Origin of the sequence: Paenibacillus sp. CECT 9249, from assembly GCF_918697855.1 — a bacterium.
Classification (GTDB): Bacteria; Bacillota; Bacilli; order Paenibacillales; family Paenibacillaceae; genus MSJ-34.
Map to the genome: position 1 here is coordinate 1 of NZ_CAKKLI010000054.1, position 24901 is coordinate 24901.

23 protein-coding genes and 1 other annotated feature are annotated in these 24901 nt (G+C 52.9%); of the genes, 6 read left to right on the forward strand and 17 right to left on the reverse strand.

The genetic code is table 11. The features are described from left to right. From LQ229_RS23560 to leuC, 8 genes are all read right to left on the reverse strand, one after another. The coding region (locus LQ229_RS23560) for a dynamin family protein (protein WP_230193065.1) at positions 1–1765 on the reverse strand (1765 nt) is incomplete at its 3' end. 389 nt (positions 1766–2154) lie between these two features. After that, a complete protein-coding gene (locus LQ229_RS23565) occupies positions 2155–2427 on the reverse strand; it encodes an NAD/NADP transhydrogenase alpha subunit (RefSeq protein WP_216538415.1) in 273 nt (90 codons plus the stop codon). Between the two features lie 18 nt (positions 2428–2445). After that, positions 2446–3120: an endonuclease III gene (gene nth, locus LQ229_RS23570; protein WP_230193066.1), complete on the reverse strand. Its 675-nt coding sequence runs from the start codon at positions 3118–3120 to the stop codon at positions 2446–2448. 80 nt (positions 3121–3200) lie between these two features. Further along, complete coding sequence (locus LQ229_RS23575; protein WP_230193067.1) at positions 3201–5987, reverse strand: S-layer homology domain-containing protein; 2787 nt, start codon at positions 5985–5987, stop codon at positions 3201–3203. A 252-nt stretch (positions 5988–6239) separates the two neighbouring features. Next, positions 6240–6740, reverse strand: a complete 501-nt coding sequence (locus LQ229_RS23580) for a GerMN domain-containing protein (RefSeq protein WP_216538412.1) — start codon at positions 6738–6740, stop codon at positions 6240–6242. Positions 6741–6755: 15 nt separating this feature from the next. Next, positions 6756–8231, reverse strand: coding sequence for an N-acetylmuramoyl-L-alanine amidase family protein (locus LQ229_RS23585; RefSeq protein WP_230193068.1), 1476 nt, complete (start codon positions 8229–8231; stop codon positions 6756–6758). 220 nt (positions 8232–8451) lie between these two features. After that, positions 8452–9054, reverse strand: coding sequence for a 3-isopropylmalate dehydratase small subunit (leuD, locus tag LQ229_RS23590; protein ID WP_230193069.1), 603 nt, complete (start codon positions 9052–9054; stop codon positions 8452–8454). A gap of 20 nt (positions 9055–9074) precedes the next feature. Continuing rightward, a complete protein-coding gene (gene leuC / locus LQ229_RS23595) occupies positions 9075–10496 on the reverse strand; it encodes a 3-isopropylmalate dehydratase large subunit (protein ID WP_216538409.1) in 1422 nt (473 codons plus the stop codon). A gap of 157 nt (positions 10497–10653) precedes the next feature. Between leuC and LQ229_RS23600 the strand changes: the two genes are divergently transcribed. Together LQ229_RS23600 and LQ229_RS23605 are read left to right on the forward strand one after the other, a co-directional pair. Then, positions 10654–11571, forward strand: a complete 918-nt coding sequence (locus LQ229_RS23600) for a LysR family transcriptional regulator (RefSeq protein ID WP_216538408.1) — start codon at positions 10654–10656, stop codon at positions 11569–11571. A 67-nt stretch (positions 11572–11638) separates the two neighbouring features. Beyond that, complete coding sequence (locus LQ229_RS23605) at positions 11639–12331, forward strand: HAD family hydrolase (protein ID WP_230193070.1); 693 nt, start codon at positions 11639–11641, stop codon at positions 12329–12331. 4 nt (positions 12332–12335) lie between these two features. Here LQ229_RS23605 and LQ229_RS23610 read toward each other — a convergent pair whose 3' ends face one another. The 7 genes from LQ229_RS23610 to LQ229_RS23640 all read right to left on the reverse strand — a co-directional run bounded on the left by LQ229_RS23610 (position 12336) and on the right by LQ229_RS23640 (position 18277). Next, complete coding sequence (locus LQ229_RS23610; RefSeq protein WP_230193075.1) at positions 12336–12758, reverse strand: VOC family protein; 423 nt, start codon at positions 12756–12758, stop codon at positions 12336–12338. 19 nt (positions 12759–12777) lie between these two features. Further along, a complete protein-coding gene (locus LQ229_RS23615; RefSeq protein WP_230193071.1) occupies positions 12778–13701 on the reverse strand; it encodes a hypothetical protein in 924 nt (307 codons plus the stop codon). Between the two features lie 79 nt (positions 13702–13780). Further along, the gene (locus LQ229_RS23620) at positions 13781–14614 is read right to left on the reverse strand and encodes a helix-turn-helix domain-containing protein (RefSeq protein ID WP_216538404.1); all 834 of its coding nucleotides are present in this window, start codon (positions 14612–14614) and stop codon (positions 13781–13783) included. 145 nt (positions 14615–14759) lie between these two features. Then, positions 14760–14972 carry a twin-arginine translocase TatA/TatE family subunit gene (locus LQ229_RS23625; protein WP_216538403.1) on the reverse strand — a complete coding sequence of 71 codons (213 nt, stop codon included), beginning with the start codon at positions 14970–14972 and terminating at the stop codon, positions 14760–14762. 19 nt (positions 14973–14991) lie between these two features. Continuing rightward, positions 14992–15720: a twin-arginine translocase subunit TatC gene (gene tatC / locus LQ229_RS23630; protein WP_216538402.1), complete on the reverse strand. Its 729-nt coding sequence runs from the start codon at positions 15718–15720 to the stop codon at positions 14992–14994. 26 nt (positions 15721–15746) lie between these two features. Further along, the gene (locus tag LQ229_RS23635; protein ID WP_216538401.1) at positions 15747–17471 is read right to left on the reverse strand and encodes a GMC family oxidoreductase; all 1725 of its coding nucleotides are present in this window, start codon (positions 17469–17471) and stop codon (positions 15747–15749) included. 26 nt (positions 17472–17497) lie between these two features. After that, a complete protein-coding gene (locus LQ229_RS23640) occupies positions 17498–18277 on the reverse strand; it encodes a gluconate 2-dehydrogenase subunit 3 family protein (RefSeq protein WP_216538400.1) in 780 nt (259 codons plus the stop codon). Between the two features lie 178 nt (positions 18278–18455). Between LQ229_RS23640 and LQ229_RS23645 the strand changes: the two genes are divergently transcribed. Beyond that, on the forward strand, positions 18456–18818 hold the full coding sequence (locus LQ229_RS23645; RefSeq protein ID WP_216538399.1) for a cytochrome c: 363 nt from the start codon (positions 18456–18458) through the stop codon (positions 18816–18818). Between the two features lie 789 nt (positions 18819–19607). Here the strand turns inward: LQ229_RS23645 and LQ229_RS23650 are convergent. Continuing rightward, positions 19608–21494, reverse strand: coding sequence for a glycoside hydrolase family 3 protein (locus LQ229_RS23650; protein ID WP_230193072.1), 1887 nt, complete (start codon positions 21492–21494; stop codon positions 19608–19610). A gap of 14 nt (positions 21495–21508) precedes the next feature. Beyond that, the gene (locus LQ229_RS23655; RefSeq protein WP_216538397.1) at positions 21509–22303 is read right to left on the reverse strand and encodes a carbon-nitrogen family hydrolase; all 795 of its coding nucleotides are present in this window, start codon (positions 22301–22303) and stop codon (positions 21509–21511) included. Between the two features lie 139 nt (positions 22304–22442). Here LQ229_RS23655 and LQ229_RS23660 point away from each other — a divergent pair, with 139 nt between their 5' ends. The 3 genes from LQ229_RS23660 (at position 22443) to LQ229_RS27195 (ending at position 24724) form a co-directional block, all read left to right on the forward strand. After that, positions 22443–22907 carry a hypothetical protein gene (locus tag LQ229_RS23660; protein WP_216538396.1) on the forward strand — a complete coding sequence of 155 codons (465 nt, stop codon included), beginning with the start codon at positions 22443–22445 and terminating at the stop codon, positions 22905–22907. 108 nt (positions 22908–23015) lie between these two features. Next, a complete protein-coding gene (locus LQ229_RS23665; RefSeq protein WP_290370072.1) occupies positions 23016–24230 on the forward strand; it encodes a pyridoxal phosphate-dependent aminotransferase in 1215 nt (404 codons plus the stop codon). 152 nt (positions 24231–24382) lie between these two features. Beyond that, positions 24383–24596 (forward strand) — a binding site (T-box leader). Between the two features lie 5 nt (positions 24597–24601). Beyond that, positions 24602–24724 carry a hypothetical protein gene (locus LQ229_RS27195; protein WP_290370071.1) on the forward strand — a complete coding sequence of 41 codons (123 nt, stop codon included), beginning with the start codon at positions 24602–24604 and terminating at the stop codon, positions 24722–24724. The last annotated feature ends 177 nt before the right edge of the window (positions 24725–24901 follow it).

Below are 24901 nucleotides of genomic sequence, written 5' to 3' on the forward strand. Positions count from 1 at the left end.
CCGCGCGCGCGGGCGCTTGCCCCGGCGCGCCGTGCGCGGCGCCGCCGGCCGCCTGCGGCGGCTGTTCCGCCGGCGGGCGGTCCGCCCCGGCGGCAGGCGCTTGCGCCATATCCGGCAGCAAGCCTGCGCCGGATTCGGCTCTGCCGCGCTGCGCGGCCAGCAGCGCTTGCAGGCGCGCTTCGCGCGCCTGTTCCTCCCGCTCGATGCCGCGCAAGCGAGCGAATGATTGCGCGCGCTCGAGCAGTTCGCGCTCGCGCGCTTCGAGCTCTGCGGCTCGCTCCGCCGCCTGCGCCGCAAGCCGCTCGAATAATGGTTCCGCAGCGGCAAGCGCCCGCTTGCGGTACAATGATTTCACTTCCGCGCTAATCGACTTCGCGTAGTTCATCGTATATTCGCTCGTGAATCCGGCGCCCGGATTCACGAGCGAAGCCAGCCAGGCCGGCGTCATCCCGCCGAGCTCTTGCTCGAACGTCTCCGTCCAGACGTTCTCGTCCGCTCCGGCGCGCTGCGCCAGCCGGCGCAGCAAATCGCGCACATGCCAGTCCGCATGCGCCTGCACCTGCTCCAGCAAATGGCCGTGAAACGCCGCCAATCTCCGCTCGATTTCCGCCGCCGTCTTGCCTTTGCTTGCCAGGAATCCGGCCTTGAAGCCCGGTTTGCGGCTTTCCAAATAAGCCCCGGCCAAATCCCGCGTTTGGGCCGGAATGAGATTGGCATTATCCAGCAGCGACATCAATTCCTTCCGGAACTGTTCCCGCTCCGTACCGGACGCTTGCTTCGCCTCCGTGATACGGGCTTGCAGCCGCTCCAGCTCCTCGTCCAGCCTTCCGGCTTCTTCTTCCCCGCCCGCTTCCTGAAGCAATTGCCGCTTGAGCGGCTCGTTTTGCGCGGCAAACCAACGCATATGATCTTTCGCAAGCTGCGCCGCCGATTGTTCGACACTGTAGCGGCATAGCGCTTCCGCCCGCTCCATAAGCCGGCGGACAAGCCATTCCAGCTTATGCCACTCGTTATAGCGATGATCCGGTTCTTTCAATGATAAATAAATAATGCCGGCCGGCTCTAAATGCCAATATGCAAAAGCTTGCTCCACGCTTTTCCGGTAATCCGCAAACGGCAATTCCCGCTCCCGATGCTTGTCGATCTGGTTCACGATCAAATAAAGCGGTTTGCCCCAATCCGCGATCTGCTTGGCAAACGCGAAATTCATCTCCGATTGCACATGATTGTAATCCATCACATAGAACACGACATCGGCCAGATGGAGCGCCGATTCGGTCGATAGCCGGTGAGCGTCGTCCGTCGAATCGACGCCTGGGGTATCGAGCAGCGCCGCGCGATCGCCGAGCCAAGGAATCCGGTCCGTAAGCTGAACCGCCTCCACATCTGCGCCGTTCACGCAGTATGCCTCCACTTGATCCAGCGGAACCGCAATTCGTTCCTTTTCGCCGCTTCCGTCGCTGTTAGCGCCCATTTTCGTAATGACCGCTCCCGGTTCTCCGTTCCGGATCGTGACGACGTTGGCGCTCGTCGGAATCGGGCTGGAAGGCAGAATCGATTTGCCGCACAGCCGGTTAATTAATGTGGATTTGCCGGCGGAGAAATGCCCGCAGAAGGCCAATGCAACCTGGCCGGCCTCCCATTTCGCTTGCAACTCCCGGATTTTCGAAGCGCTCGCATGATGATGCGCTTCCATCAATTCGCGTTCCAGTTCTTGCAGCATCGAAAGCCGCCTCGTTTGTTCGTTTGCTGTATACAATGCCATTCCTATTCCCCTATCATAAATGAAAAAAGCTCCTGTCGGAGCACTCACACAGAAGCCGGTCCGTTGGTAAAGGCGGCTTTTGTATGCCTATCGGAATGTAAAATTTCCGATAGGGTAAACCGGAAATATCCGGTTTACGCCGTTACTTTATTTTACCATAACATTTCGGTTTTTAGGAGCCAACGTTGCCTTACATTTTTCGAACTGGGATGATAGTGCTAACATATAACGGATTTTCGAGGTCTTATTTGGGACAAAATAAAGCCTTCAAAATCCGTTACCCTCTTCATCGCCCGTCGGAATCATCAGTTTGAAAACGCAGTAAAACTTTCGATGCAACGCTAGGAGTCGGCCGGACAAGAAAACATTCTACTTCGCGCAAGCTTCTTCTAGTGAACGACTTTTTCTTTTGCCGGAATAAAAATTTCGAATACTTTGCCGTGCTGCAATATCGTAATATCGCGATCTTTCACCTTCATCACGACGACGTCGGGTCTAGCTTTCATTTTCTCCAAATAATGTTCCGGCGCTTCGCCCGAGTCGCTGACCGTAATTCCTTCCACTTCCGTTTCTTCGTTCTCTTGAAGCGGCGTGGCGATTATTTGCTCGTAAATGTCGGAAAACAGTTCAAAATTATTGGTGTAAACGGAGATGCATCTCATCAGGTCTCATCCTCTGCTCTAGTTTTTTTCACCCTTATCTTTCCAAACCGGGCTTGATTTCATACGTTTTTTCCCTTCGCGGCAGTCGTCCAGCAGCGGACAAACTTCGCATTGGGGGTTTTGCGCCTTGCAATGGTATCTGCCGAAGAAGATGAGCCGATGATGCGTCAGCGTCCACTCTTCCTTCGGCACTTTGCGCATCAGCTTCTTTTCCACTTCCAGCACGGAGTCGTTCAAAGCCGCAAAGCCTAACCGCTTGGCGACCCGTTCGACATGCGTATCAACGGCGATAGCGGGTACGCCGAACGCGTTCGAAACGACGACATTGGCCGTTTTGCGGCCGACGCCCGGCAGTTCGACCAACTTCTCGTGCTCGCGCGGCACCTCGCCGTCATACCGCTCCAACAATATACGACATAACTGCTGAATATGTTTCGCTTTGCTGCGAAATAATCCGATCCGCCGAATATCTTGTTCCAACTCCTCGATCGGGACCGATATATAATCTTCCGGCTTGCGGTATTTCTGGAACAATGTCGCCGTCACCTTGTTCACCGTTTCATCGGTACATTGGGCGGACAACAGCACGGCGATCGTCAGTTCGAACGGGTTGGAATGATTCAATTCGCAATGGGCGTCCGGGAACATTTCCGCAATTTTCCCGAGCGCTTCCCGGGTTTTCGCTGCATTCATACGGTTCTTAACCTCCTTACAACGGGAAAAACCGTTCCGCCGCGGATGAATCCATGTCAGAACGGTTTGGGGATCAACACTTATAGCTTCTCAATTTCGACAATTTTATCTTTAGTGAAATATATATTAATTTTATCACCATCTTGCAGCGATTGCACGTTTAATATTGTGTCACCTTGATGAATATATGCATTCGGCGCAAGAACGAATTGAATTTTCTCGCCCAAGTTGGCCGTACGTTTCACGTAAACTTCGTTGTACGTCCGATCGAACTTCCAGAAGGACCGCCCGTTCATCTCCGGCAGCACTTTGACAACCGTATTTTGATTGGCGTCCAGACGGATTTCGACCCGTTCTCCCGCTTTCAAGCCGCTCAAGCTGGCGTCGCTGGAGTTGCCGCGTTGGATTTGATAGCTTGTCGTCAATTTGACTTCTTGCGTCTTGCCTTCGAAATCTTTGACGATGATTTTCTGGCTGGACGTATCGACCGCTTCAACTTTGGCGTAAGTCAATTTCACGCGGTGCACCGAAGTCGGAACATTGCCGGCGAACTGAATCGTAACGACTTGCTCCGGAGCCAAATCGGCGAGAGCGCTAAGCTCGTTGTTCTCGTTAAAGACCGGAACGGAATCGATCACATAATCTTCAAAGCGGTTGTCGGCCGTTTTGACGCGCAATTTTTTGTCTTTCGCGTTCACCGTGTCAACCTCGAACTGTACATTCGTTTTGATCGAAATGCGGCCGACTTTGTCTTGCTTGTTGTTCAATTGCGCGGAGACCGGCCCGCCGATTTTCAAATCCGCGAAGGAGGCGTTGTTTTTGCCGTATAAGAATACGGCCGCGTTGCCTTCGTAAGGAAGAACGAGCTCCTTGCCGTTCGCCGTCGTCAGCGTAATCGTCTGTTTGCCGTAATCGATATATTTCAGAATGCCGTCGTATTTATACACCTTTTGCACCATAATCGCCTTGTTGTCGATAAACGTCAAGTTTACGCGCGTCTCGGGCGGCAGATACGCCTCAAGCTCGCTCAGCTTGGTAATGTTCGTGTTGATATCCAGCTTCGTATCTTGGTCGACGTATAGCGTATATGCCGCCGGTTTCGGCTTGACGTTCTCGTCTTGCACGACCAGCAAGTTGTTTTTCGTGTCGTAAAGCACGACGGTCGCTTCGTTCAACGTCTTGACTTTCCGGTTCGAAACGACGATTTTGGTTACTTGGCCTTCGTTATTGATCGCAACCTCGATCATATCTCCGCTCTCGGTATCCGCGATCAAATCGTCCAGACTCGCTTTCGCCAATCCGTCGATCGATACTTCCACCCGATCGGCAAAAAATCTGGTTTCGATATTCGATTTATCGTTATCTTTGAAATAGGAAACAAACGTTCTGTTATCGTCTAAGTTGAAAAGCATGCCTTTAACCGTATACTCGCTCGTCTGTTTCACTTCGATGGACACGATGACACCGTCTTCGACACGGTAAGAAATCAAATCGGCGGCTTTAATGTCCGCAAGCCCGTTCGACAAGTACCGGTCCTTATACCGTACCTCCGCCTTGTCGGCGACCTTGAACGTTTCTTCCTGATTGGCCGTATCTTTCACTTTGACCGTACTTTGAGCCGTATCGACGGAAACGACCGTTCCTTCGCTTACTTTGTTCACCGGGGCGCTCTTCACTTGAACAATAACAATTTTACGATCCTGGGTAAACGTTTCGCGCTTGACTTCAATCGTGCTCTTTTGCGGAAGTTCGCTCAGCTGGATTTCGTTTCCGGCTTGATCGAGGACGGTCACCGAGTTGTCGATGTCGATCAGATTGTCGCCGCCGCTAGCGCCTTGAACGAGCAATTGCGTTTTGCCGCTTGTCGTCAGCAGGCGGTCGAATTTATAATCCGTAGTCTCCATTTGCGGCTTCAAATCCAAAATTTCCACATATGCCGCCGCGCCTTCGTTCTCGATGACGGATACTTTCAAATACGGCTTCACGTCACTCGCGGAAATCGAATATTCGGCATCGAAGCGGAAATAAGCGGCTCCCGGCGTCCGTGCAAAACTATGTATTTTCCCGTTCTGGTCGTATAAATCGAGCGACGTGCTCGTCAGGTTCGTAATGACGCCTTCATATACGTTGCTGTAATTCACATCGATGTATTGACCGCCCCGGCTGAAGAACGTCGCCAACTGCGCTCGCGTTACGTTGCCTTGCGGCTCGAATTTATTGCCTTCAAGCCCCGTCGTCAGCTTGAGCGATACGGCCGCATTGACATAGCCGAGGGCGGAAGGCGAAATTTTGCCGTTGTCCGCGAACGACGTCTGCGTCGTCATCGCCGCTTGGGCTTCGTTTTGCTTGCCGATCGCGCGCACCAATATTTTGGTTACCCATTCGCGCGTCGCTTTTTTGTCGCCCCAAGGCTCTTTCATGTTTTCCTCGGTCATTTCCTCGTTTTTGTCCAGCAGTCCTTTTTGGAAGGCCAAAGCGACATACGGTTTGAAGTAAGTGCCGACTTTAAATTCTTCCTGGAAAGCGACGGAATTGCCCGAATTCACCTCTTGCTCCAAATTCATGAAACGAATCGCCATCGTTACCGCTTCCTGCTGGGTGACGGGATCGTTCGGACGAAATTTGCCGTTATTGCCTAACAAAATTTTCTCCAAAGCCAATTTGGTAATATGCTTTTCCGCCCAAAAACCGCTTTTCACATCGCTGAAGAGCGGCGCGGACGACGATTGCGTCTGGTTGAATGCAGACGTGTCCGACGAAGAATTTTCGCCTGACAGCCCCCCCGGCACAACTTCCGCATATGCCGCGCTGCCTGTGCCGAGCACCATCATCGCGGCCAACGTAAACGAAATTACTTTTGCTTTCATATGTATATCTCCTCTCCCTAATTGTTTGGCATCCTGTGAAAGATGTTGCGATAAAGTCTTCCCGAAGCAAAGCAAATGCCCCGTTTTGCGCAGCAAAACTCGCTTCGGAAGCGCCGCGTCCATGCGCGGGCGACGCCCCGATGCGAGTTTTGACGATCAATTCGAATACTTCCCTTTGCCGTAAGCAAGACTTTATGAACCCGCATATGTTCAAATTCGACACAACTATGCAGGATTCCTGCCTAATTTCTTTTAATTCCTTTGAAAAGGCGATTGCAAATCGACATGTCCCATGAGCGATTCGACTTTTTGCCCGTCTACCAACAGTTCGATCGATTGCACTTCGTCAAATTGGAACATCGTTTGCAGCAATGCATTCACCGCAAGCTCCTCGCCGGGAGCTCCCAGCCGCGCCTCTGCCGGAATATTCATATCCACCGTCAGCGCGCCTTCCTTGTTGTCCGCCGACAGAAACTCCGCCTTCGCCCACAAGGAAATCAAATTCGGGTCGTCCGTGTGCTGCAGAGCTTGCAGCGCCGCCATATATTTTTGATCGGGAGATTCATACGAAATTTCAACGGATTTCTCCGTCAATTCCATCAATTGATCGTCCGTAAAGTATACATGTACGTTCGCCGTCTCGAGCGGAGGCGGCTCAACCGCCCCTTGCTGCTGCTTTGTTTTGGCGCCGCAGCCGGCGAAGACGGCGGCAATAAGCAGCAGAACGAAACTTAACGTTACTATTTTACGCATTAGCGTCACCTCGCCTTATTGTAATCCCAAGTATTCCTTGATGCCGTCTTTAATGGACTGCGCAACCCGTTTTTGGAAATCTTCGTCAAACAGCAATGCTTCGTCTGTCGTATTCGTCAAATATCCGATTTCAAGCAATACGGACGGCATCGTCGTTTCCCGGATAACTACAAAGTTGGCCGTGCGCACGTTGCGATCGGGCAATCCGGCGCCGCGAACCACGTTGCGATGCATCACCTTCGCGAATTCCTCGCTTTGCGGCGTTCGATAATAAACTTCGGTTCCGCTGACGGAAGGCTTATCGATGCTGTTCGCATGAATCGAAACGAATAAATCCGCATCGTTCGAGTTCGCATACCCGGCACGATCGTACAAATCGACAAACGTATCGTCGGATCTTGTCATCATAATTTGAACGTCGGGATCGTTCTCGAATGCGTCTCTTACTTTAAGCGCGAGCGCAAGATTGAAATCCTTCTCGTTGCGTTTGCGTACGCTGATCGCTCCCGGATCGTGGTCCCCATGCCCCGCGTCGATCACGACGACATATTTCCCGTCGGCAGGCTTGTCCGCATTGGAATCCGGAACGGCATTCTCGCTGACGTCTATCATAACCAGGCCGACGTCCGGATCCGTGCTGACCCGGAAGTGATGGCGCTGCTTCAAATCGATGACGATTCGCACCGTAGCGGGCGAGTCCGTAAATTGCGAAAAGCGGATGCTTTCGACGACCGGATGATCTTCCACTTCCACGCGGCCTTGCCCGGTGTTATCGAAACTTTGGCCGCTCAAGAAGGCGTCCGTAAATTTCGTATGCGGCAAATCGACCACGATCCGATCCGGATTCGTCAACGTTTGCTGTTTCGGCTTGACCGAGCCGGCTATGCCGATCCATAAGCGGTCGTTCGCAAACGAGATCGTGCCGACCGACGCCGTTTCGCTCTCGTCCGGACCGGCCGCGCCGCCATTGTCTTCCGGTCCTTCGCTTGCGCCCGGCTTGCCGACCGTTCCGTCGCCGTCAGACGGCGGGGATGCCGGAGTGGACGGCTCGGTTACTTCGGAACCGTAATCCGCCGTAAACAGGTAGACCGATTTCGTAGCGTTGTCCCAGTCGACGACGAGGCCCATTTGCTCGCCAACGAAGCGAAGCGGAACGAGCGTCGTGCCGCTCTTAATGTACGGAAGCGTGTCGAGCGCAATTTTCTTTCCGTTTACTTCCGCCTCTTTTTTGTCAACCACAAGCTTAATTACTTGATCGCTTTTATGTATGGTCACCGTACGTGTCTTCGCATCCCAATCGACTTGAAAACCTAGCTCCTCTACCACGACACGAAGCGGAATCATGACAGAATTATTCTTCATCGTAATTTCTTCCGGAAGCGATAGTGACTCTCCGTCTAAGTAAAGCGTCGGATTCGTCGCCGCATGTCCCAATCCCGGAATCGCCAGCAATGTGAAACAGAAAAACAGCAGAACAGTTAATTTCCTCATCATTCACCCCTACATTCATCAATTTTTTTGCGTTGCTGCCGCTTCGGACAGGAAATTGTACACGCTTTATATTAGACGTCGAAAACGGGCAAAAGTTGCGAGGTTCTGACAAAAAAAGAGCTTCGGCGACGCCGGTTTCCGGCGTTCGAAGCTCTAGTAAAATTTGCTAATCGCGGGTAGATTATAATGCAGGTTCAAAAAGGGACTTGGATAGCCTCTATTAATAAGCAAGTCTCGCTTGATGCTTTTCTTCGTACGCGGCGATCTCCGCCTCGTGCTGCAGCGTCAGGCCGATATCGTCCAAGCCTTGCAGCAAAAACTGTCTGCGGTGTTCGTCAAGATCGAAGGCGATCTCAAGGCCGTGCTTGTCGATAATTTTCTTGTTTTCCAAATCGACCGACAATTCGTATCCTTCATGTGCCGCCGTACGTTGGAACAGTTCCTCTACTTGCTCTTCCGAAAGCTTGATCGGCAAAATGCCGTTTTTAAAGCAGTTATTATAGAAAATGTCGGCAAACGAAGGTGCGATCACGCATTTGAAGCCGTAATCAAGAATCGCCCACGGCGCATGCTCGCGGGAAGATCCGCAGCCGAAGTTGGCCCGCGAGATGAGAACGGAAGCGCCTTGATAGCGCGGTTTGTTCATTTCGAATTCGTTATTGATATCGCCGTTTTCATGAAATCTCCATTCGAAAAATAGAAATTGTCCGAAACCGGTGCGTTCGATGCGTTTCAAAAATTGCTTCGGAATGATCGCATCCGTATCGACGTTGACGCGGTCGACCGGCGCCACAATTCCTGTCAGTTGTTTGAACGGTTCCATTGTAAATCGTCTCCTCTCTATTACACGATTGCTTCCGTTTTGAATTCCCAGTCGCGGACGTCTACGAACCGTCCCTTAATGGCAGCCGCCGCCGCCATGGCCGGCGATACGAGATGCGTGCGTCCTCCGCGTCCTTGGCGTCCCTCGAAGTTGCGGTTCGATGTCGACGCGCAGCGCTGTCCCGGCTGCAATACGTCCGGGTTCATCGCAAGGCACATGCTGCAGCCCGCGTCGCGCCATTCGAAGCCCGCTTCGATAAACACTTTGTCCAGGCCTTCCTTCTCCGCCTGAATTTTCACCCGTCCCGAGCCCGGCACGACGATCGCCGTCACCCGATCGGACACTTTATATCCTTTGGCCACTTGCGCCGCGGCGCGCAGATCCTCGATCCGGCCGTTCGTGCAGGAGCCGATAAACACATAGTCGACGGCGATATCCGTCATCGGAGTTCCCGGTTTCAAATCCATATACTCGAGCGCTTTTTCCGCCGCTTTCCGCTCGTTCTCCGTCGCAAAGCTCTGCGGATCCGGAACGGCCGACGTAATATCGGTACCCATGCCCGGGCTCGTGCCCCAGGTTACTTGCGGAATCAAGCTGTCCACGTCGAACTCGACGACGCGGTCGTAAACCGCGCCTTCATCGGTCGTAAGCTTCTTCCATTCTTGCACCGCGCGGTCGAACGCCTCGCCTTGCGGCACGTATTCGCGTCCGCGCAAATATTCGAACGTCACTTCGTCGGGAGCGATCAGACCCGCTCTTGCGCCGGCCTCGATCGACATATTGCAGACGGTCATCCGTTCTTCCATCGATAATCCGCGAATCGCCTCGCCCGTATATTCGATAACATATCCTGTCGCGAAATCGGTGCCGTACTTCGCAATGACGCCTAGAATCAAGTCTTTCGCCGTTACGCCCGCTTTACGCTTGCCGACGAAACGGACTTCGAGCGTTTTCGCTTTCGCTTGCTGCAAGCATTGCGTGGCCAGCACATGCTCGACTTCGCTCGTTCCGATCCCGAACGCGAGCGCGCCGAACGCGCCGTGCGTCGACGTATGGCTGTCGCCGCATACGATCGTTTTGCCGGGATGCGTAAGGCCAAGCTCCGGCCCCATAACGTGGACGACCCCTTGATCGATACTGTTCAAATCGAAACATTTTACGCCGAAATCGGCGCAGTTTTTCGACAAAGTGTCGATTTGCTGCTTGGAAATCGGATCCGCAATGTTAAAGCGGTCTTTCGTCGGCACATTATGATCCATTGTCGCAAATGTCAAGTCGGGACGACGGACTTTGCGGTTGCTTAAACGCAATCCTTCAAAAGCTTGCGGCGAAGTTACTTCGTGCACAAGATGAAGATCGATATAAATAATGCCCGGTTTCCCCGCTTCCTGATGGATAACGTGATTTTCCCAAATTTTTTCGTACATCGTTTTTGCCATCATGATTCACCCTTTCTCTGTCGAGCGTCTCGCTCCCTTACACCTTAAAGCGAATATATCATTTCTTTATTCATTGTTCCAAGATATAATATCTATAAGTGTAATAGTTACAAACTATAAGAAAACGATAATCGAAGGAAAACGATACAGGAGGTTTGCCATGGAACTGCGTCAACTTCAATACGCCATTCAAATCGCGGAAGAGCGGAATTTCTCGCGCGCGGCGGAGAAGCTGCACATCGCCCAGCCGTCCTTAAGCCAGCAGTTGTCCAAACTGGAAAGAGAAATCGGCGTTCTACTATTCCAGCGCAATACGAATTCCGTCGAATTAACGCATGCGGGCTCCGTCTTCGTCGCACAAGCGCAGAAGATTGTCGACGCGATGGAACAGCTGAAACAGGAAATGGCCGATATTTCCTCGACGCGCAAAGGCAGGGTCGTCGTCGGCAGCTTGCCGATTACGGGCTCCCACATATTGCCTTACGTGCTCCCGGCGTTTCGGGAGCGTTATCCGGAAATCGAAATCGTTCTGACGGAGGATACGACCGCCAATTTGGAGAAGCTGACCGCCAGCGGCCAGACCGATCTCAGCTTATTGTCGCTGCCGCTCGCCGAACAATCGTTAACGTACGAACCGGTCATCGAGGAGCAAATCGAGCTCGCCGTTCCGCCGCAGCACCGATTGGCCTTGCAGCATGCCAAAAGCGGCGAAGAGGTGCATATTGAGCGATTGCGCGAGGAACCGTTCATCGTGCTGAAGAGAGGGCAAGGATTCCGCCAAATTGCGCTCGATTTATGCCAAAGCGCCGGATTTGCGCCGAATATCGTATTCGAGAGCAGCAATATCGATACGGTTCAGTCGCTCGTCGCCGCCGGCATGGGAATCGCCTTTGTGCCGCAATTTATTGCGCGCGCTAAACGAAGCGAATTTATACCGGTTTATTTGCCGCTGGCAGGCACCGCCCATGCGCCGACACGGACGCTGGTGATCGCCTACCGCAAAGGGCGCTATCTGTCCAAAGCGGCCGAGGCGTTTATCGAATTTTTCACTTCGACGGTGCAAAAGCATTTCCAATGACTGTCGGCGACTGTCGGGGGCAAGGCAAAACAGAAAGTAAACCAACACAGGGAATGGGGAGAAAAAAATGGAACCATGCGGAGTTATTTTCGATGTGGACGATACGATGTACGATCAGTTAAAACCGTTTGATGATACGTTAAGCCGATTTTTCGGGCCTGACCATTCGGTCGACGGGGAAGCGCTGTTCCGAAGAACGCGCCATCACAGCGATACGCTGTGGAACGATTATGCGGCGGGCAGCATCCGGCTGGAAGAAGTCCGGAGGCTGCGCATCATCCATGCATGCCGCGACTTCGGGCTGGATTTGGCGGAAGAGGAAGCCGACCGGTTTCAAGCCGAATACGAGCAAGCGCAGCGCCGCATCGCTCCGTTCGAAGAAGTGCCCCGGCTGCTGGGCGACTTGCGCCGGAACGGTTATTTGGTGGGCATTATTACAAACGGTCCCGTTAAGCATCAACGCGACAAGATCGACCGTTTAGGCTTGAGCCGGTTCGTCGAAGAGCGGCATATTCTGGTTTCGGACGAGCTCGATTTCGCCAAGCCCGACTCCCGCATTTTCGACGTATACCGGGCGAGAGTCGGACTCCCCGCCGAACGTCTCATCTATGTCGGGGACAACTGGGTGAACGATATCGCCCCGTCCATCGAAGCCGGCTGGCGGGCGATCTGGTTCAATCACCGGCGCAAGGCTCCCGAATCGAATCATAAGCCGCTCGCGGAGATCGATTCGATCGATCGGATCAGGGAATATCTGTAGCCTTCTATTCTTCGAGCTCCCATGCCGGATTCCAGACGACTTCCCATAAATGGCCGTCCGGATCTTGGAAGTGGCCGGAATATCCGCCCCAGAAAGTGTCGTGTGCCGGGTCCGTAATCGTGGCGCCGGCTTTTCCGGCCTGTTCCATCACTTGGTCGACTTCTTCCTTGCTGGCTACATTGTGGCCGATCGTAAATTCGGTCGGACTGTTGTGAGTGCGGACAACTTTCGCCTCATGGGCAAGATCTTCGCGTTTCCAAATGGCGAGCTTCACGCCGTTCTGCAAGTCGAAGAAGGCAACGGCCCCATGCTCGAATTCGGTGCCGACGATCCCTTCCGTCGGCAGCCCCAATCCGTCGCGGTAAAATGCCAACGCTCTTTCCAGATCGTCCACGCCTAACGTAAGGACTGAAATTCGCGGTTTCATCAATGAATCTGCCTCCTCGTTATTGCTCTTCCGCTGCGGTTGAACCGAGACGATTGTAATTCCTCAGCGTTCGCAGCGATTGCAATGTAATGATCCCTTTCCATTCTTCCTTGGCATTCCGCCATTCTTCCTCGTACTGGTACCAAGTCCAGTTAGGCGCCCATGCCCCGTCCTCGCCTTGGCCGGCGATCAATGCATCCAATTCGCCCGGAATGATGTCTGCATATTTCCCGTAATAACGCGATTTCGGCGAATCGGCTACTTGCAGCGGTTCAGCCCCGTAACCTTCGCGCTGCTTGGGATCCGTCGGAACGCAGTTATCGAGGAAGAGCCGCATCTTGGCTTCGATTGCCGCACGCTCCCCTTCGTCAAGCCGCTCGGCCAAACGCAAGAAGCAGAACATTTCATGCATTTCCTTCAAATCGCATTCATTCTGCAAATAGTCGACGGCATAGCGGAAGAGCATACCGAGCTTGTCATAGGTTACGAGTGATCGGTAGTCCAGAAAATAAGCGACGATATCCGCATTTGGATTGCCCCAATGATCGGAGAAGGCGCCGTAGTTCCACCAGACCGCGCGCGGAGCGTTCTCCGCTTCGGGCGGGATAATATCCCAACCGCGCCGCTCGTCCCGATACGTTGCTGCCAAATAGTCGAGCGCTTTCCGTACGATCGCATTTCTCTCATCCGAAGGCGGCAACAGTCCCAAGATCTCAAGTCCGCGCGTCGTCGCCAAAGCGGACGATTCTTGACAGCGGAGATCGGGCTCCAATCCGCGGCCGAACCCGCCGTCCGCATTTTGAAACTTTACGAGCTCCTCCAACACTTGAGCGCTTGAATCCGATTCGAACTCATATGCATAGATTGCGCGTTCCAGCGGTCTTGCATGCTGCTTCATAAAGGACCGTGCCAGCGCCAAACGCGACGGATCGACAATATTCATCGGTATTCCTCCCCAACGATAAATTCACTAACCATTATCGCACGCTTAGGCCGTTTCGAATTGTAAAAAACGGACAACCTTACTTCATTTCCGTACTTGCTTTAAAAACCTGATTGGGAGACAACCCGTAATAGCGTTTAAAATGATGGATAAAATGCGGCTGATCGTAGTATCCGTATTTTGCGGCAAGATCGGTTAAGCGAGCCTGCGAGCCGCGATAAAGCTCTTGCAGCAAATATTGAAACCGGACAATGCCCGCAAATTCTTTCGGCCCGGCACCCAACTCGCGCTGAAACGTTCTTCTTATATTTCTTTCGCTGTAATTCAAATGTTCCGCCAAGGAGCGGATGGAAATAAGGCCTTGGCTTGCGTAAATGTATTGCATGCTCGTGAACAGCAAATCGTCCGTATCGGATTCGGATCGAATCAACCGTTGCAATAACGCGTCTTCGACTTGTTCAATGATTTCCGCAGTACCGTTGCTTGCCATGATTTGTTCCGTTAACATCAAGGCGTGATTGCCCCATATATGTTCCAGATATACATGATGCCCGGTGCCGGTAAATTCGGAGACGGGATAGCTTATAAAGCGGCGTACGGTATCCGAGTGGAAACGAATGCCGAATAAGGAGTGCTCGCCTGACAGGTTCATCGCTTCAAACCCCGTCATCAACCCCGCCACGAAACCCCCTTTGGCAAATGAAGGCGATCTCAGGTCAAATATAATATCGACGCAGCCATCCGGTATGATACGATGCAACCGGCTCGAACCCGACGCGCGGAAGTCGACGGTCCAATAGCAAGCGACATAAGGTTTCAGGCTGTCGCCGGGCGCATATTCCCGATACCGGTAGTTCGGATCCGACCATTCCTGCTGCAGCGTCGGCGGTTGAAGTGGAATAAAAGTTCGCATGTGCCTCCCGCTCCCTTTCGTTTTAAGGTATGTATACAGTACCATGTTATCGGGACATCGCGCAAAAAAATGCAGCCCCAATTGCAACAATAGGATGCGTTGCAGAGGGCTGCATGCGAATCATGAATGTAGTGCCGATGATATGTCAAATCAATTTCGGCAGGTCGTCTTCCTTATTCTGCGCCTTTGCATCGTTAACCGTCTCGTCCGGTTCCTCGATGTTTCTCGTCGAGTTGCGGAATTCCCGCAGCGTATCGCCAAACGCTCTGCCGAGCAGCGGCAGTTTGGCCGGGCCGAACACGATCAGAGCGATCATTAAAATAATGACCAGTCCCGAAACGCCAATATTGTTCAACATCGGATTCGCCTCCTTTCCGTTAGTTCGTGGGCAATGCGGCAAGCTTCCGATAGTAGCGGCCGGATAACAACAAACTCGTTTCAAACAGCAAAATAAGCGGTACGGTCACCGATAAATGCGACACGAAATCGGGAGGCGTAATGCAGGCGCCAACGACCGCAAGGAAGACGTAAGCGTATTTTCTCGTTTTTTTGAGCCTCTCCGGCGAGAGCAATTTCAGTTTGGTGAGAAACATGACGACGATCGGCATTTCAAAGGCGACTCCAAGCGGAAAAACGACATTGAACAGAAAGGAGAAGTAGTTGTCGATGCCGTACGTTTCCACCGCGCCGACGCTTTGGTTCATCTGTTCCATAAATCCGATCATCATCGGAAATACGCCGAAATAGCCGAATGACACGCCAAGGAGAAACAGGGCGAACGACGCCGGGACGTAAGCCAGCGTCCCCTTCGCTTCGCTCTCCGTCAGCCCGGGCCGCACGAAGGCCCAGATATGATAGAGCAGCACCGGCAGCGTAAACAACACCGCGAATACGAAAGCGCATCTCATATACAGAAATAGGCCGTCCGTAAACGAAAATACGTTCCACTCTATTTTGCTCGCAGCCGGCATCTCCTTAATCCGCGTTAAAATTCGCGGGGAGGCGTAGAACCCGACGCATAATGCGGCGAAAAACCATATGCTTATCATAATCAACCGTTTGCGCAATTCGGCTAAATGGCTGATCCATTGCTCCAGATGTTCCACCGAATCACCTCCAGCTTCTTCCTGCATTAAACGAGCGAACCGCCGCCTTGCTTCATATATTTGGCGATTCCTTCCGCCGCCCGGTAGGCTAGGGCGCCGACCGTCGCTGTTGGATTGTATCCGCTATTGTGAGGAAATGCCGAAGCGCCGACGACGAACAAGTTATCGACATCCCACATTTGCAAATAATTGTTGACGGCCGACGTGCCGGGATCGGATCCCATAATGACTCCGCCCGTATTGTGGGTGGATTGGTACGGGACGATGTTGTACGAAACCAATTCTCCCGACGTCTCTTGTTTGGTAGGCTTCATCTCTTTCATGACCTGAGCCGTCTTCTCCGCCATAAATTTGACGAGATTGCGGTCTTGATCTTCGAAGTCGTACGTAATGCGCAAGAGCGGCAATCCGTATACGTCCTTATAGGTCGGATCCAAATCCAAGTAATGATGCCTCCACGGCATATTCGCTCCTTGCGCGCCGACGCTGAGCACACGGTTCGCGTATTTGATCGAAGCTTGCTTGAATTCCTTGCCCCAAGACGGGACGTCATGCGGAATTTGGTTGCTGGCGATCGGACGGTTTCCGGTTTGCGATATGCGTATGCCGGCCCCGTGAATGAAATCGAGGTCGGAATGGTCGAAGTTGTCGCCGTTGAAGTCGTCGAATTCGACGCCCAACGAACCGGCTCCCGCATACGTGTTGAATTGTTTATCGTCGAAAAAGCCCGTCGTCGCGCCGCCGTTGACCTGGTAAGCGTAATTTTTGCCGATTACGCCCGTGCCCGTCTTCGGATCGTACGGTTTGCCGAGCTTGGATGTAAGCAGCAGCCGGACATTATTGAACACATAGCTTGCGAGAACGACGATGTCGGCAGGTTGCTCGTATTCTTCCATCGTCATGGCGTCTCTATAAACGACCCCTGTCGCTTTTTTGCCGTCATGCAATATTTTCGTCACATTGGCGTACGTCCGGTATTCGAAGTTCCCCGTTTTTTCCGCTACCGGAATGACGGTTACGACCGGATCGGCTTTCGCCCCGTATTCGCATCCGAAACGTTCGCAGTAAGCGCAATATTGGCAAGCGGCCCGCGCAATGCCGTCGGGATTCGTATAATTTTCCGACAGGTTGGCGGACGGCATCGCATACGGATGGTAACCGAGCTTCTTGGCCGCTTCCTTAAACATGTTCAAGGCCGGCGACATTTTCATCGGCGGGGTAGGAAACGGGTTGGAGCGTTTGCCTACCATCGGATTTTGCTCCGCTTCTCCCGAAATGCCCGCCATTTTTTCGTATTTGTCGAAATAAGGCTCCAATTCGTCGTATGTAATGCCCCAATCTTGAATCAGCATGCCGTCGGGAATTTTCTTCTTCCCGTAACGCTCGACCGTTTTCGAATAAATCTCGAAGTCGTACGGCAAAAATCGCAGCGATTGGCCGTTCCAGTGAATCCCGGCTCCTCCGACACCTTCGCCGAGCAGGAAAGACCCGTACTCCCGCATCGGAACCGCACTCATTTTCTCATTGTTGCGAAACGTAATTGTTTCTTTGGACAAATCCTGCATCAAATCGTATCGCAACGCGTAACGCAGCTCATCATGCACCATATAATAATCTTTCGTCGATCTTCCTTTGCCCCGTTCCAGCGCGACCACTTTCGTACCGTTTTTCGTCAATTCGGAGGCGATAATGCCGCCGACCCATCCTAATCCGACGATAACTACCGGCACTTTATCCATTTTCTTTGCCATCGTTTCTCACCTCTTCTCTCAATTCGTTAATGGGCGGACATATGATCGTGCAAGCTTGCGGGCTCGATTTTGACAAATTCCTCTTTATCGATAATGTCGAGGTAACTCATCTGATTGCCGGGATAATTGCGCATCCTCCACCCTTGCATATCTTTGTTCCCTCCGTACAGCGGATCGGAGTATACCCCTTCCAACGTCAGCGATAATAGCAATTTGAAAAAGTTAAGGCTCGTCGCGCCGTTAATTTTGACGCCTTCGCCGTTTTGAATTTGTTCCAACACCGCGTCCTGTTCCTCGGCGGCCAAATCGGAGAACGATTTCTTGTATTTTTTCTGGCTTAAGTCCTGCATGGCGGCGAGCCCGAGCGTAAACAAATCTTTGCGGCGAATGCTCGGATAATTTCCTTGCGTTTTCTCGCCCGCGATGAAGGGACCCATCATATATTCCCTTGCATTTACGCCCCACAGGCTGGCCAACTGATGGTCGATATAATACGCCACTCCCAGACCTTTCGCGCCGGGGCCGAGCTCGTCCTCCGGATAAAGGCGTTCGGCAGCGGCTTCCGTCAACGCGAATTGCTCTTGATTGAAAAACATTAACGCGCGATTGTAGTCGCGTGTCGGTTTTTCACCCGGCTTCTGTCCCGGCGCCGGCGGAGGAGCCGGTTTGGTCTTCTTCGTATTGGCGCCGATCAATCCGCCGATGACGCCGCCGACAACGACGCCGCCGAGGGCCGTCCCCGAATATTTTAGAAATTTGCGCCGGGATTCGTCCGGCGGCTGCTTGATCTTGTTCTCTTCTGGCATAGTAGATCTGACCTCCAGAATAATTAATTCGATGGAGTCAGTATTTTCAATTCGAGTATCGATTATGCAAAATAGGGCGTGACGTCCGTTTCAGGGAAAGAGAGTTGCCGCATGCGAATGAAAGATCGCAAATTGGTAAAGCTAATGGTGATTTTATAGACTTCGAGGAGGGTTCCATATGCGCAAATACAAGTTGGTGTGGGTCATCGCGGCAATTGCGGCGCTGCTAATAACGGTAACGGCCTGCGGTGCGAAATCGAAGCCGCCGGAAACGCAAACGCCCGCTCCGGGGGGAGAAACGGGAACGCCAAGCGCCACGGTCGACGCGGACGCCATTGTAAAACAAAATTGCATCAGCTGCCACGGCGGCAATTTGGAAGGCGGCGTCGGACCGAGTTTGCAGGCGGTCGGCGGCAAATACGACCGAAACCAAATCCACGATATTATCGCCAACGGACAAGGAGGCATGCCTCCGTTCCAGGACAAACTGTCCGCCGACGAAATTTCCGCAGTCGCCGACTGGTTGGCAGCGAAAAAATAACATTCATATCATGGGAACGTGAAAACATGCGAAATGCCCCGTTTTTATTAGGAGTATGTTCCGCATGTTTTTTGTATGGCTGGTAGACGAAAAATCATACAAATCGAGTGGCGCCCCGCTGGCGTTGCATCGAAGAAAACTGCAGATTCGACTTCATGCAAGTTCTCCTGCGAGATTGCCCGGCAACTCACATGGCGAATACCAATTCCTTCAAAAATGCACGTGTTTACCCATCGAAAAAGTTGCAGGCTTTTGAATGAAAGATCCTTCATTGACTGACTATTCCTTCCCGCTGGGGCGGATGTTTTGCAAAGATGCAATGGCGTTGCATTGAGAAATTGCTATCCGGACCGTACGACCGTTATTATGCGTCAAAACCGCTTATTCGCTGTTTCAGCGGACATTGGCTCCGTTATCCGTTCGTCGCAGGGCTTATTTTTACGCTTTTACCGCGAATAAAGGATCGTCTGTCCGCAAATTGGCCGAAATCGGGTCATTTGTCACAATTAGCGTCTCCTGTGTCCGCGAACTTGGGGAGCAGGGCGGTAGAAGTTAATGCAACGCCAGTGGCAAAGATGACTACTTTGCTGCGTCATCCTAGCCTGTTTGAAAATTGATGCAATGCTAGTGACGACGCGTTTAGTTGCAAAAATTACGTCATTCCGATCATTAGCTCCGGGAAATACCGGTACTTCCGCTTGCTAATGAATGATAACAAAGTAGCTCATGATTTTCCGCTCACTAAAGAGACCCCGCGTCCAAGATCGAAGCGAGGTCTTCTTTGGTTTGTTAGGGGCTATCGTTTTGCCCGCTGCCGCGCGCGTACATCATCGTTCGGCTCTTTAAGTCCGGAATGTCCACAGGCAGCTTGCCCGTCGGCTCGATTTCTCCGAATACGGCGCGCACTCCCGCGTCGGTATTCGCGCTGGACGGTACGCCGTATACGGCCAAGTAGGCCGATGCTTCAGGAATATAACGAATATCGTACGGCGAACCGACCGCCAGGACGGCCGCCTTCTTGCCCAGATCGGCGATGGTGTTCAGCGTAGCCGCGACCGCATCCCGCTGCGTCCCGTCCGTATGCAAATTGTTCGTGACGATCAAAATATGGTCGGCCGCAGAGAGCGAATTTCGCTGCTCTTTCGTCAACGATTCGGACATCTTCCAACCGCTGAGTTGGAACGCCCGTCCGGCCGTCGTCCGTTCGATCGATTTGCGGATCGCATCATAGGCGTTGCCGGGTGCGATAAGAACGAGCTTCGTCCCTCGCGCCGTTTCGAAAGGCAGCAAGCCGTCTTCGTTTTTCAGCATCGTTACCGCCTTTTCGGCAATTTCCCGTTCCATTGCGGCAGCTTCCTTGTCGGCGAAAGCCGCTTTCGCGTCCGCCAACTGTTCTTTCACCGAGACAAGCGGCTCTTCCAACAATCCGCGCTTCTCTTTCAACGTCAGGATCCGTTCGACGCTTTCATCGATTCGTTCTTCCGGGATACGACCGTCCTTCACGGCCGCGGCGATATTGTCGACCGTTTGGCGCGGATGCGGCGGCATAAGCAGCATATCGACTCCCGATTGTACGGCCGTCACATCCGCCTCCTCTTCCCCGAATTGCGAGACGATCGCCTGCATATTCAGGGCGTCCGTCACGAGGATGCCTTCATAGCCCATTTCTTTCCGCGCGATGTCCGTCAAGAAGCGGGGGGACAGCGTCGCCGGAAGCGTAATTTCCGAACCGTCCTTTTTGGAGACGGCGGTGGCGGTTTCGATATGAGGAAACGTAATATGCGCGGTCATAATCATATCGACGCCATCGGCGGCGGCCTGTTTAAAAGGCACGAGTTCAACCTCTTCCAGGCGCGTCATATCGTAAGGAACGGTGGGCAAGCCGAGATGCGAATCCACATCCGTATCGCCATGTCCGGGGAAATGCTTTGCCGTTGCGGCAATTCCCGCCTCGTGAAATCCGGCGATCATCGCCGTCCCAAGCCGGGCCACGTCATGCGGGTCCGAACCGAACGAGCGCAAGCCGATAACCGGATTGTCGGGATTGTTGTTCACGTCAAGCGAAGGCGCGAAATTCAGATTGAAGCCTAACGCCTTCAACTGTTTGCCGATGTAGCGGCCGGTTTCGCGCGCGTACCGCTCGTCGCCGGCGGCTCCTATGGCCATGTTTCCCGTAAACTTCGTTCCCCAAGGAAAACGAACGACGGTTCCGCCCTCTTGATCGATTGCCGTCCAAATCGGCAGCGCCGCCGCCTCCTTCAAATCATGCAGAAGCTGTACGGTATGTTCCAGCGAAGGTACGTCCTTCCGGAATAAAATGACCCCGCCGTAATGCCGGCCTTTCAATAGCTTGGCCGCCTCTTCCCCGTTCGCCGCGCCGAGCGAGTTCAAATCGACGATCAACATTTGTTCGATTTTCTGCTCTAAAGTGAGTCCGTCCATCAAGCTTCGCACCGCTTCGCTCGTCTGATCGGCAGGCGGAAGCTCGTCTTCCGGCTCTTCGCCGGTTTCGGTATTGCCATTGTCGTTCGAATCTGCCGGTTGCTGCGATTGATTCGTGCCGGCTGCGGGCGGAATACGATCCGGACGCGCGTAATTCCACCATACAAATCCGATGACAAGACATACAATGACGGCTGTAACGCTCCAACCGACCGCCTTTTTATTCATCATCATCACTTCCGTATTTTTTAATATAAGTTCGGTCTTCGGTCCGCAAAGACAGGTATCGTGCTGCGAACTTTGTCCGCAAGCGCCAAATCGATGTTTGCCGTAACGATCGTTTCGATCGTGCCGCCTTCGGCAACCGTTTCGCCCCAAGGGTCGACAATCATCGAATGGCCGAAAAATTCCGTCGTCCCGCTGACGCCGACGCGATTGCACGATATGACGTACATTTGATTTTCGATCGCTCTGGCCGTGAGGAGCGTTCTCCAATGATGCTGGCGAGGATTCGGCCATTCGGCCGGCACGAACAGCATTTTCGCGCCCGAAAGCGCCAGTTTGCGCGACAGTTCTGGAAAGCGGATATCGTAGCATATCATCATCCCTGCCGGTATCCCTTCGATTTCAAACTTGCCCGCCCGATCGCCCGCTGTCAAATATTTCTCTTCTTCCATGAGCCGGAACAGATGAATTTTCGAATATTGCGCCGTCATCGTTCCGTCGCGGTCGAACACGTACATCGTATTAAGAATATCGTCTCCCCGCTTCTCGGCGATCGACCCGGCAACGATATGCACCTGATGGGCTTTGCTCAATGCCGACATCACTTGCTTCGTTCTTTCTCCGTTACGATCCGCGATTTGATGAATGCGGTCAAGCGCATAACCGGTATTCCACATTTCAGGCATGACGATAATATCCGGTTTATCGGCGGTAGAAGCGGCCTCCGCAATCATTCGTTCCGCGTTTGCGAAATTCGTGTCCGGTTCTCCGATCCTGATATCCATTTGCAGCAGCGATATCCGCACTTGCTCCGTCATAGCGGCATCCTCCTTTGGGGTGGTTTCCTTCGAATCTTTTTTTATCATATCGTGTCATGGTTCCATGTCAAGATGGGCACATTATAACGTGATATCCGCAGGATACGCAAATTCGATCCCTCATTAAAGGAGTTTTATCATGAGCAAATTAAGTATTGGTCGTTGCAAATTGTTGTCGATCGCCGTCATCGTCGCCATGCTGATCGTCTCCGCGCCCGCGCACATCTTCGCCGAGCCAAATCAATCTGCGAAGGCGGATCCCGTCCAAGTCTACGATATGGGTGCGGAAAAGGTAACGAAAATCGTTCCGAACAACGCCGAATATCAGCGGGAAGCCCTGTCCTGGCTGCAATCGGCGACCGGCTTGGCCGTTCAATTGGACCTTGACGAAAAATGCGGCTACATTTACAAAGTGCCGCTGGAACGCACGGCGGATGTCGATATCGAAGGCGTGAAAGTGCAGGTGAATGACGTCTTTTTGATCCACTGTCCGCATAAAAAGCCGCTGCTATTAGTATTTTCCAAAAAAGAACGCAAGCCGTATTTGCTAGTCTTTAAAGCGGACATCAAACCGTTTCTCGAGTTGATTCATCAGGCGAAATAGCGGAATTCCTCTATACACTCCGGTGAAAACATGCTAAATTAAGTATAATTATCGGAATGAACGGTTTTCGTATGAACCGGATGTGGATGGAGTGAACTGAGAATGTACATGCCGAAAAAAACGACCGCACAAGAACCGCCAGGCAGCGTCATGCCGATTGAAGCCGCAGTGCGAATGCAAAGGCTGCCCAAACAATTTTTCGCCGGATTAGCGCAAAAGGCGAGCGCGCGTATCGCGGAAGGCCATGATGTCATTAACCTTGGGCAGGGAAATCCCGACAGGCCTACTCCGCCACACATCGTAACCGCTTTGCAAGAGGCTGCGGCCAATCCGCTTTACCATAAATATCCGCCTTTCAGCGGATTTTCTTTCTTAAAGGAAGCCGTCGCCGAGCGATACGCCCAAGATTACGGCGTCGAGCTCGATCCGGAAACGGAAGTGGCCGTACTATTCGGCGGAAAGACGGGATTGGTGGAAATTAGCCAAATATTGCTGAACCCCGGCGATGTATGCCTCGTTCCCGATCCCGGTTATCCCGATTATTGGTCCGGCGTCGCCCTGGCGGGAGCCGAGATGGCGTTCATGCCGTTGACGGAAGCCGGCGGCTATTTGCCCGATTTCGGCGCGATCGATGCGGAAACGCTGCGCAAAGCGAAGTTGATGTTTCTCAACTATCCGAACAATCCGACAGGAGCGACGGCAAGCGCCGCTTTCTATGAAGAGGCGATCCGGTTCGCCGAACGGCACGGCATTGTGGTGGCGAGCGACTTCGCCTACGGCGCGATCGGTTTTGACGGAAACCGCCCCGTCAGCTTCCTGGAACAGCCGGGCGCCAAAAGCGTCGGAGTGGAATTTTATACGCTCTCCAAGACGTATAACATGGCCGGATGGCGGGTCGGATTTGCGCTCGGAAATCGCGAGGTGATTCGATTGATCAACCTGATGCAGGACCATTACTACGTCAGCCTGTTCGGCGGCATCCAAGCGGCGGCGGCGACCGCGCTGACCGCTTCGCAGCAATGCGTAACCGATCTGGTCGATAGGTACGAACGGCGCCGAAACGTCTTTTATCGCGCATTGCATCGAATCGGATGGCAAGCTTCGCCTTCGAGCGGATCGTTTTTCTGCTGGCTGCCGGTTCCGAAGCCGTTTGGCTCTGTGGAGTTCGCCGATATGCTGCTTGCGCAGGCGAATGTCGTCGTCGCGCCGGGCGTCGGGTTCGGCGCTCACGGCGAAGGCTATGTGCGCGTAGGCTTGCTGACGAACGAGGAACGGCTGGAAGAAGCCGCCGAGCGAATCGGCAGATTGAACTTGTTCGGCTAGTAACGGGATCGGCGGATCGCCGGAGAACTGCGGCAATCCGTTCCTTTGGGCATTGCTGTCCGACAGCGCCCTATGGGAACAGCAAGCGTATGGCCGGCACCGTGCCGGCTTCCCTTTACAACCGTTGGAATCTCATGTATTCTTATAAGAAAAGAAACGTTATGACGGGACCAGTAAAAAAGAAAGTGACGCTTCAGAGAGCAAGTTCCAAAGGCTGCAAGAACTTGCCGTCGGACGCTTTTTGAACCTACCCCCGAACGGCCGGCCGAAATGCCGGACAGTGCCTACTGTTACAAGGCATGCGAGCAGGGCGATGCAAATCGCCAAAAAAGGTGGTACCGCGGAAGCCAGACTTTCGTCCTTTTCAAGGGATGAAGGTCTTTTTGTTTACGACGAAGGAAGCATACGTAGGGGCACTAGATCTCGGCGGCTGCCGTTTTCGGGTAGTGCGCGTCATGGCTGCCGCGATGCTTCCGCTCGTTTGCGCCCTTTGAACCGTTTTTGGCGCACAGTAGCTGCTGAGGTCCCTTCCTTGCTCGATGAAACAGGCGCTACTGAGCATAGTAACTGCAATTATCTAATTTCTCGATCAAAACCGCTTTTTGAGCGCAGTAGCTGCAATCATCCATCTAATGAAGTTCGTTTCACCGATTTTAGGGTCCATTGGGCAA

Bases quoted from the DNA above. Each gene is read 5' to 3' on its own strand.
- LQ229_RS23565 (WP_216538415.1), bottom strand. From the start codon at position 2,427: ATGAGATGCATCTCCGTTTACACCAATAATTTTGAACTGTTTTCCGAC.
- nth (WP_230193066.1), bottom strand. From the start codon at position 3,120: ATGAATGCAGCGAAAACCCGGGAAGCGCTCGGGAAAATTGCGGAAATG.
- LQ229_RS23575 (WP_230193067.1), bottom strand. From the start codon at position 5,987: ATGAAAGCAAAAGTAATTTCGTTTACGTTGGCCGCGATGATGGTGCTC.
- LQ229_RS23580 (WP_216538412.1), bottom strand. From the start codon at position 6,740: ATGCGTAAAATAGTAACGTTAAGTTTCGTTCTGCTGCTTATTGCCGCC.
- LQ229_RS23585 (WP_230193068.1), bottom strand. From the start codon at position 8,231: ATGAGGAAATTAACTGTTCTGCTGTTTTTCTGTTTCACATTGCTGGCG.
- leuD (WP_230193069.1), bottom strand. From the start codon at position 9,054: ATGGAACCGTTCAAACAACTGACAGGAATTGTGGCGCCGGTCGACCGC.
- leuC (WP_216538409.1), bottom strand. From the start codon at position 10,496: ATGATGGCAAAAACGATGTACGAAAAAATTTGGGAAAATCACGTTATC.
- LQ229_RS23600 (WP_216538408.1), top strand. From the start codon at position 10,654: ATGGAACTGCGTCAACTTCAATACGCCATTCAAATCGCGGAAGAGCGG.
- LQ229_RS23605 (WP_230193070.1), top strand. From the start codon at position 11,639: ATGGAACCATGCGGAGTTATTTTCGATGTGGACGATACGATGTACGAT.
- LQ229_RS23610 (WP_230193075.1), bottom strand. From the start codon at position 12,758: ATGAAACCGCGAATTTCAGTCCTTACGTTAGGCGTGGACGATCTGGAA.
- LQ229_RS23615 (WP_230193071.1), bottom strand. From the start codon at position 13,701: ATGAATATTGTCGATCCGTCGCGTTTGGCGCTGGCACGGTCCTTTATG.
- LQ229_RS23620 (WP_216538404.1), bottom strand. From the start codon at position 14,614: ATGCGAACTTTTATTCCACTTCAACCGCCGACGCTGCAGCAGGAATGG.
- LQ229_RS23625 (WP_216538403.1), bottom strand. From the start codon at position 14,972: ATGTTGAACAATATTGGCGTTTCGGGACTGGTCATTATTTTAATGATC.
- LQ229_RS23635 (WP_216538401.1), bottom strand. From the start codon at position 17,471: ATGGCAAAGAAAATGGATAAAGTGCCGGTAGTTATCGTCGGATTAGGA.
- LQ229_RS23640 (WP_216538400.1), bottom strand. From the start codon at position 18,277: ATGCCAGAAGAGAACAAGATCAAGCAGCCGCCGGACGAATCCCGGCGC.
- LQ229_RS23645 (WP_216538399.1), top strand. From the start codon at position 18,456: ATGCGCAAATACAAGTTGGTGTGGGTCATCGCGGCAATTGCGGCGCTG.
- LQ229_RS23650 (WP_230193072.1), bottom strand. From the start codon at position 21,494: ATGATGATGAATAAAAAGGCGGTCGGTTGGAGCGTTACAGCCGTCATT.
- LQ229_RS23655 (WP_216538397.1), bottom strand. From the start codon at position 22,303: ATGACGGAGCAAGTGCGGATATCGCTGCTGCAAATGGATATCAGGATC.
- LQ229_RS23660 (WP_216538396.1), top strand. From the start codon at position 22,443: ATGAGCAAATTAAGTATTGGTCGTTGCAAATTGTTGTCGATCGCCGTC.
- LQ229_RS23665 (WP_290370072.1), top strand. From the start codon at position 23,016: ATGCCGAAAAAAACGACCGCACAAGAACCGCCAGGCAGCGTCATGCCG.
- LQ229_RS27195 (WP_290370071.1), top strand. From the start codon at position 24,602: ATGAAGGTCTTTTTGTTTACGACGAAGGAAGCATACGTAGGGGCACTA.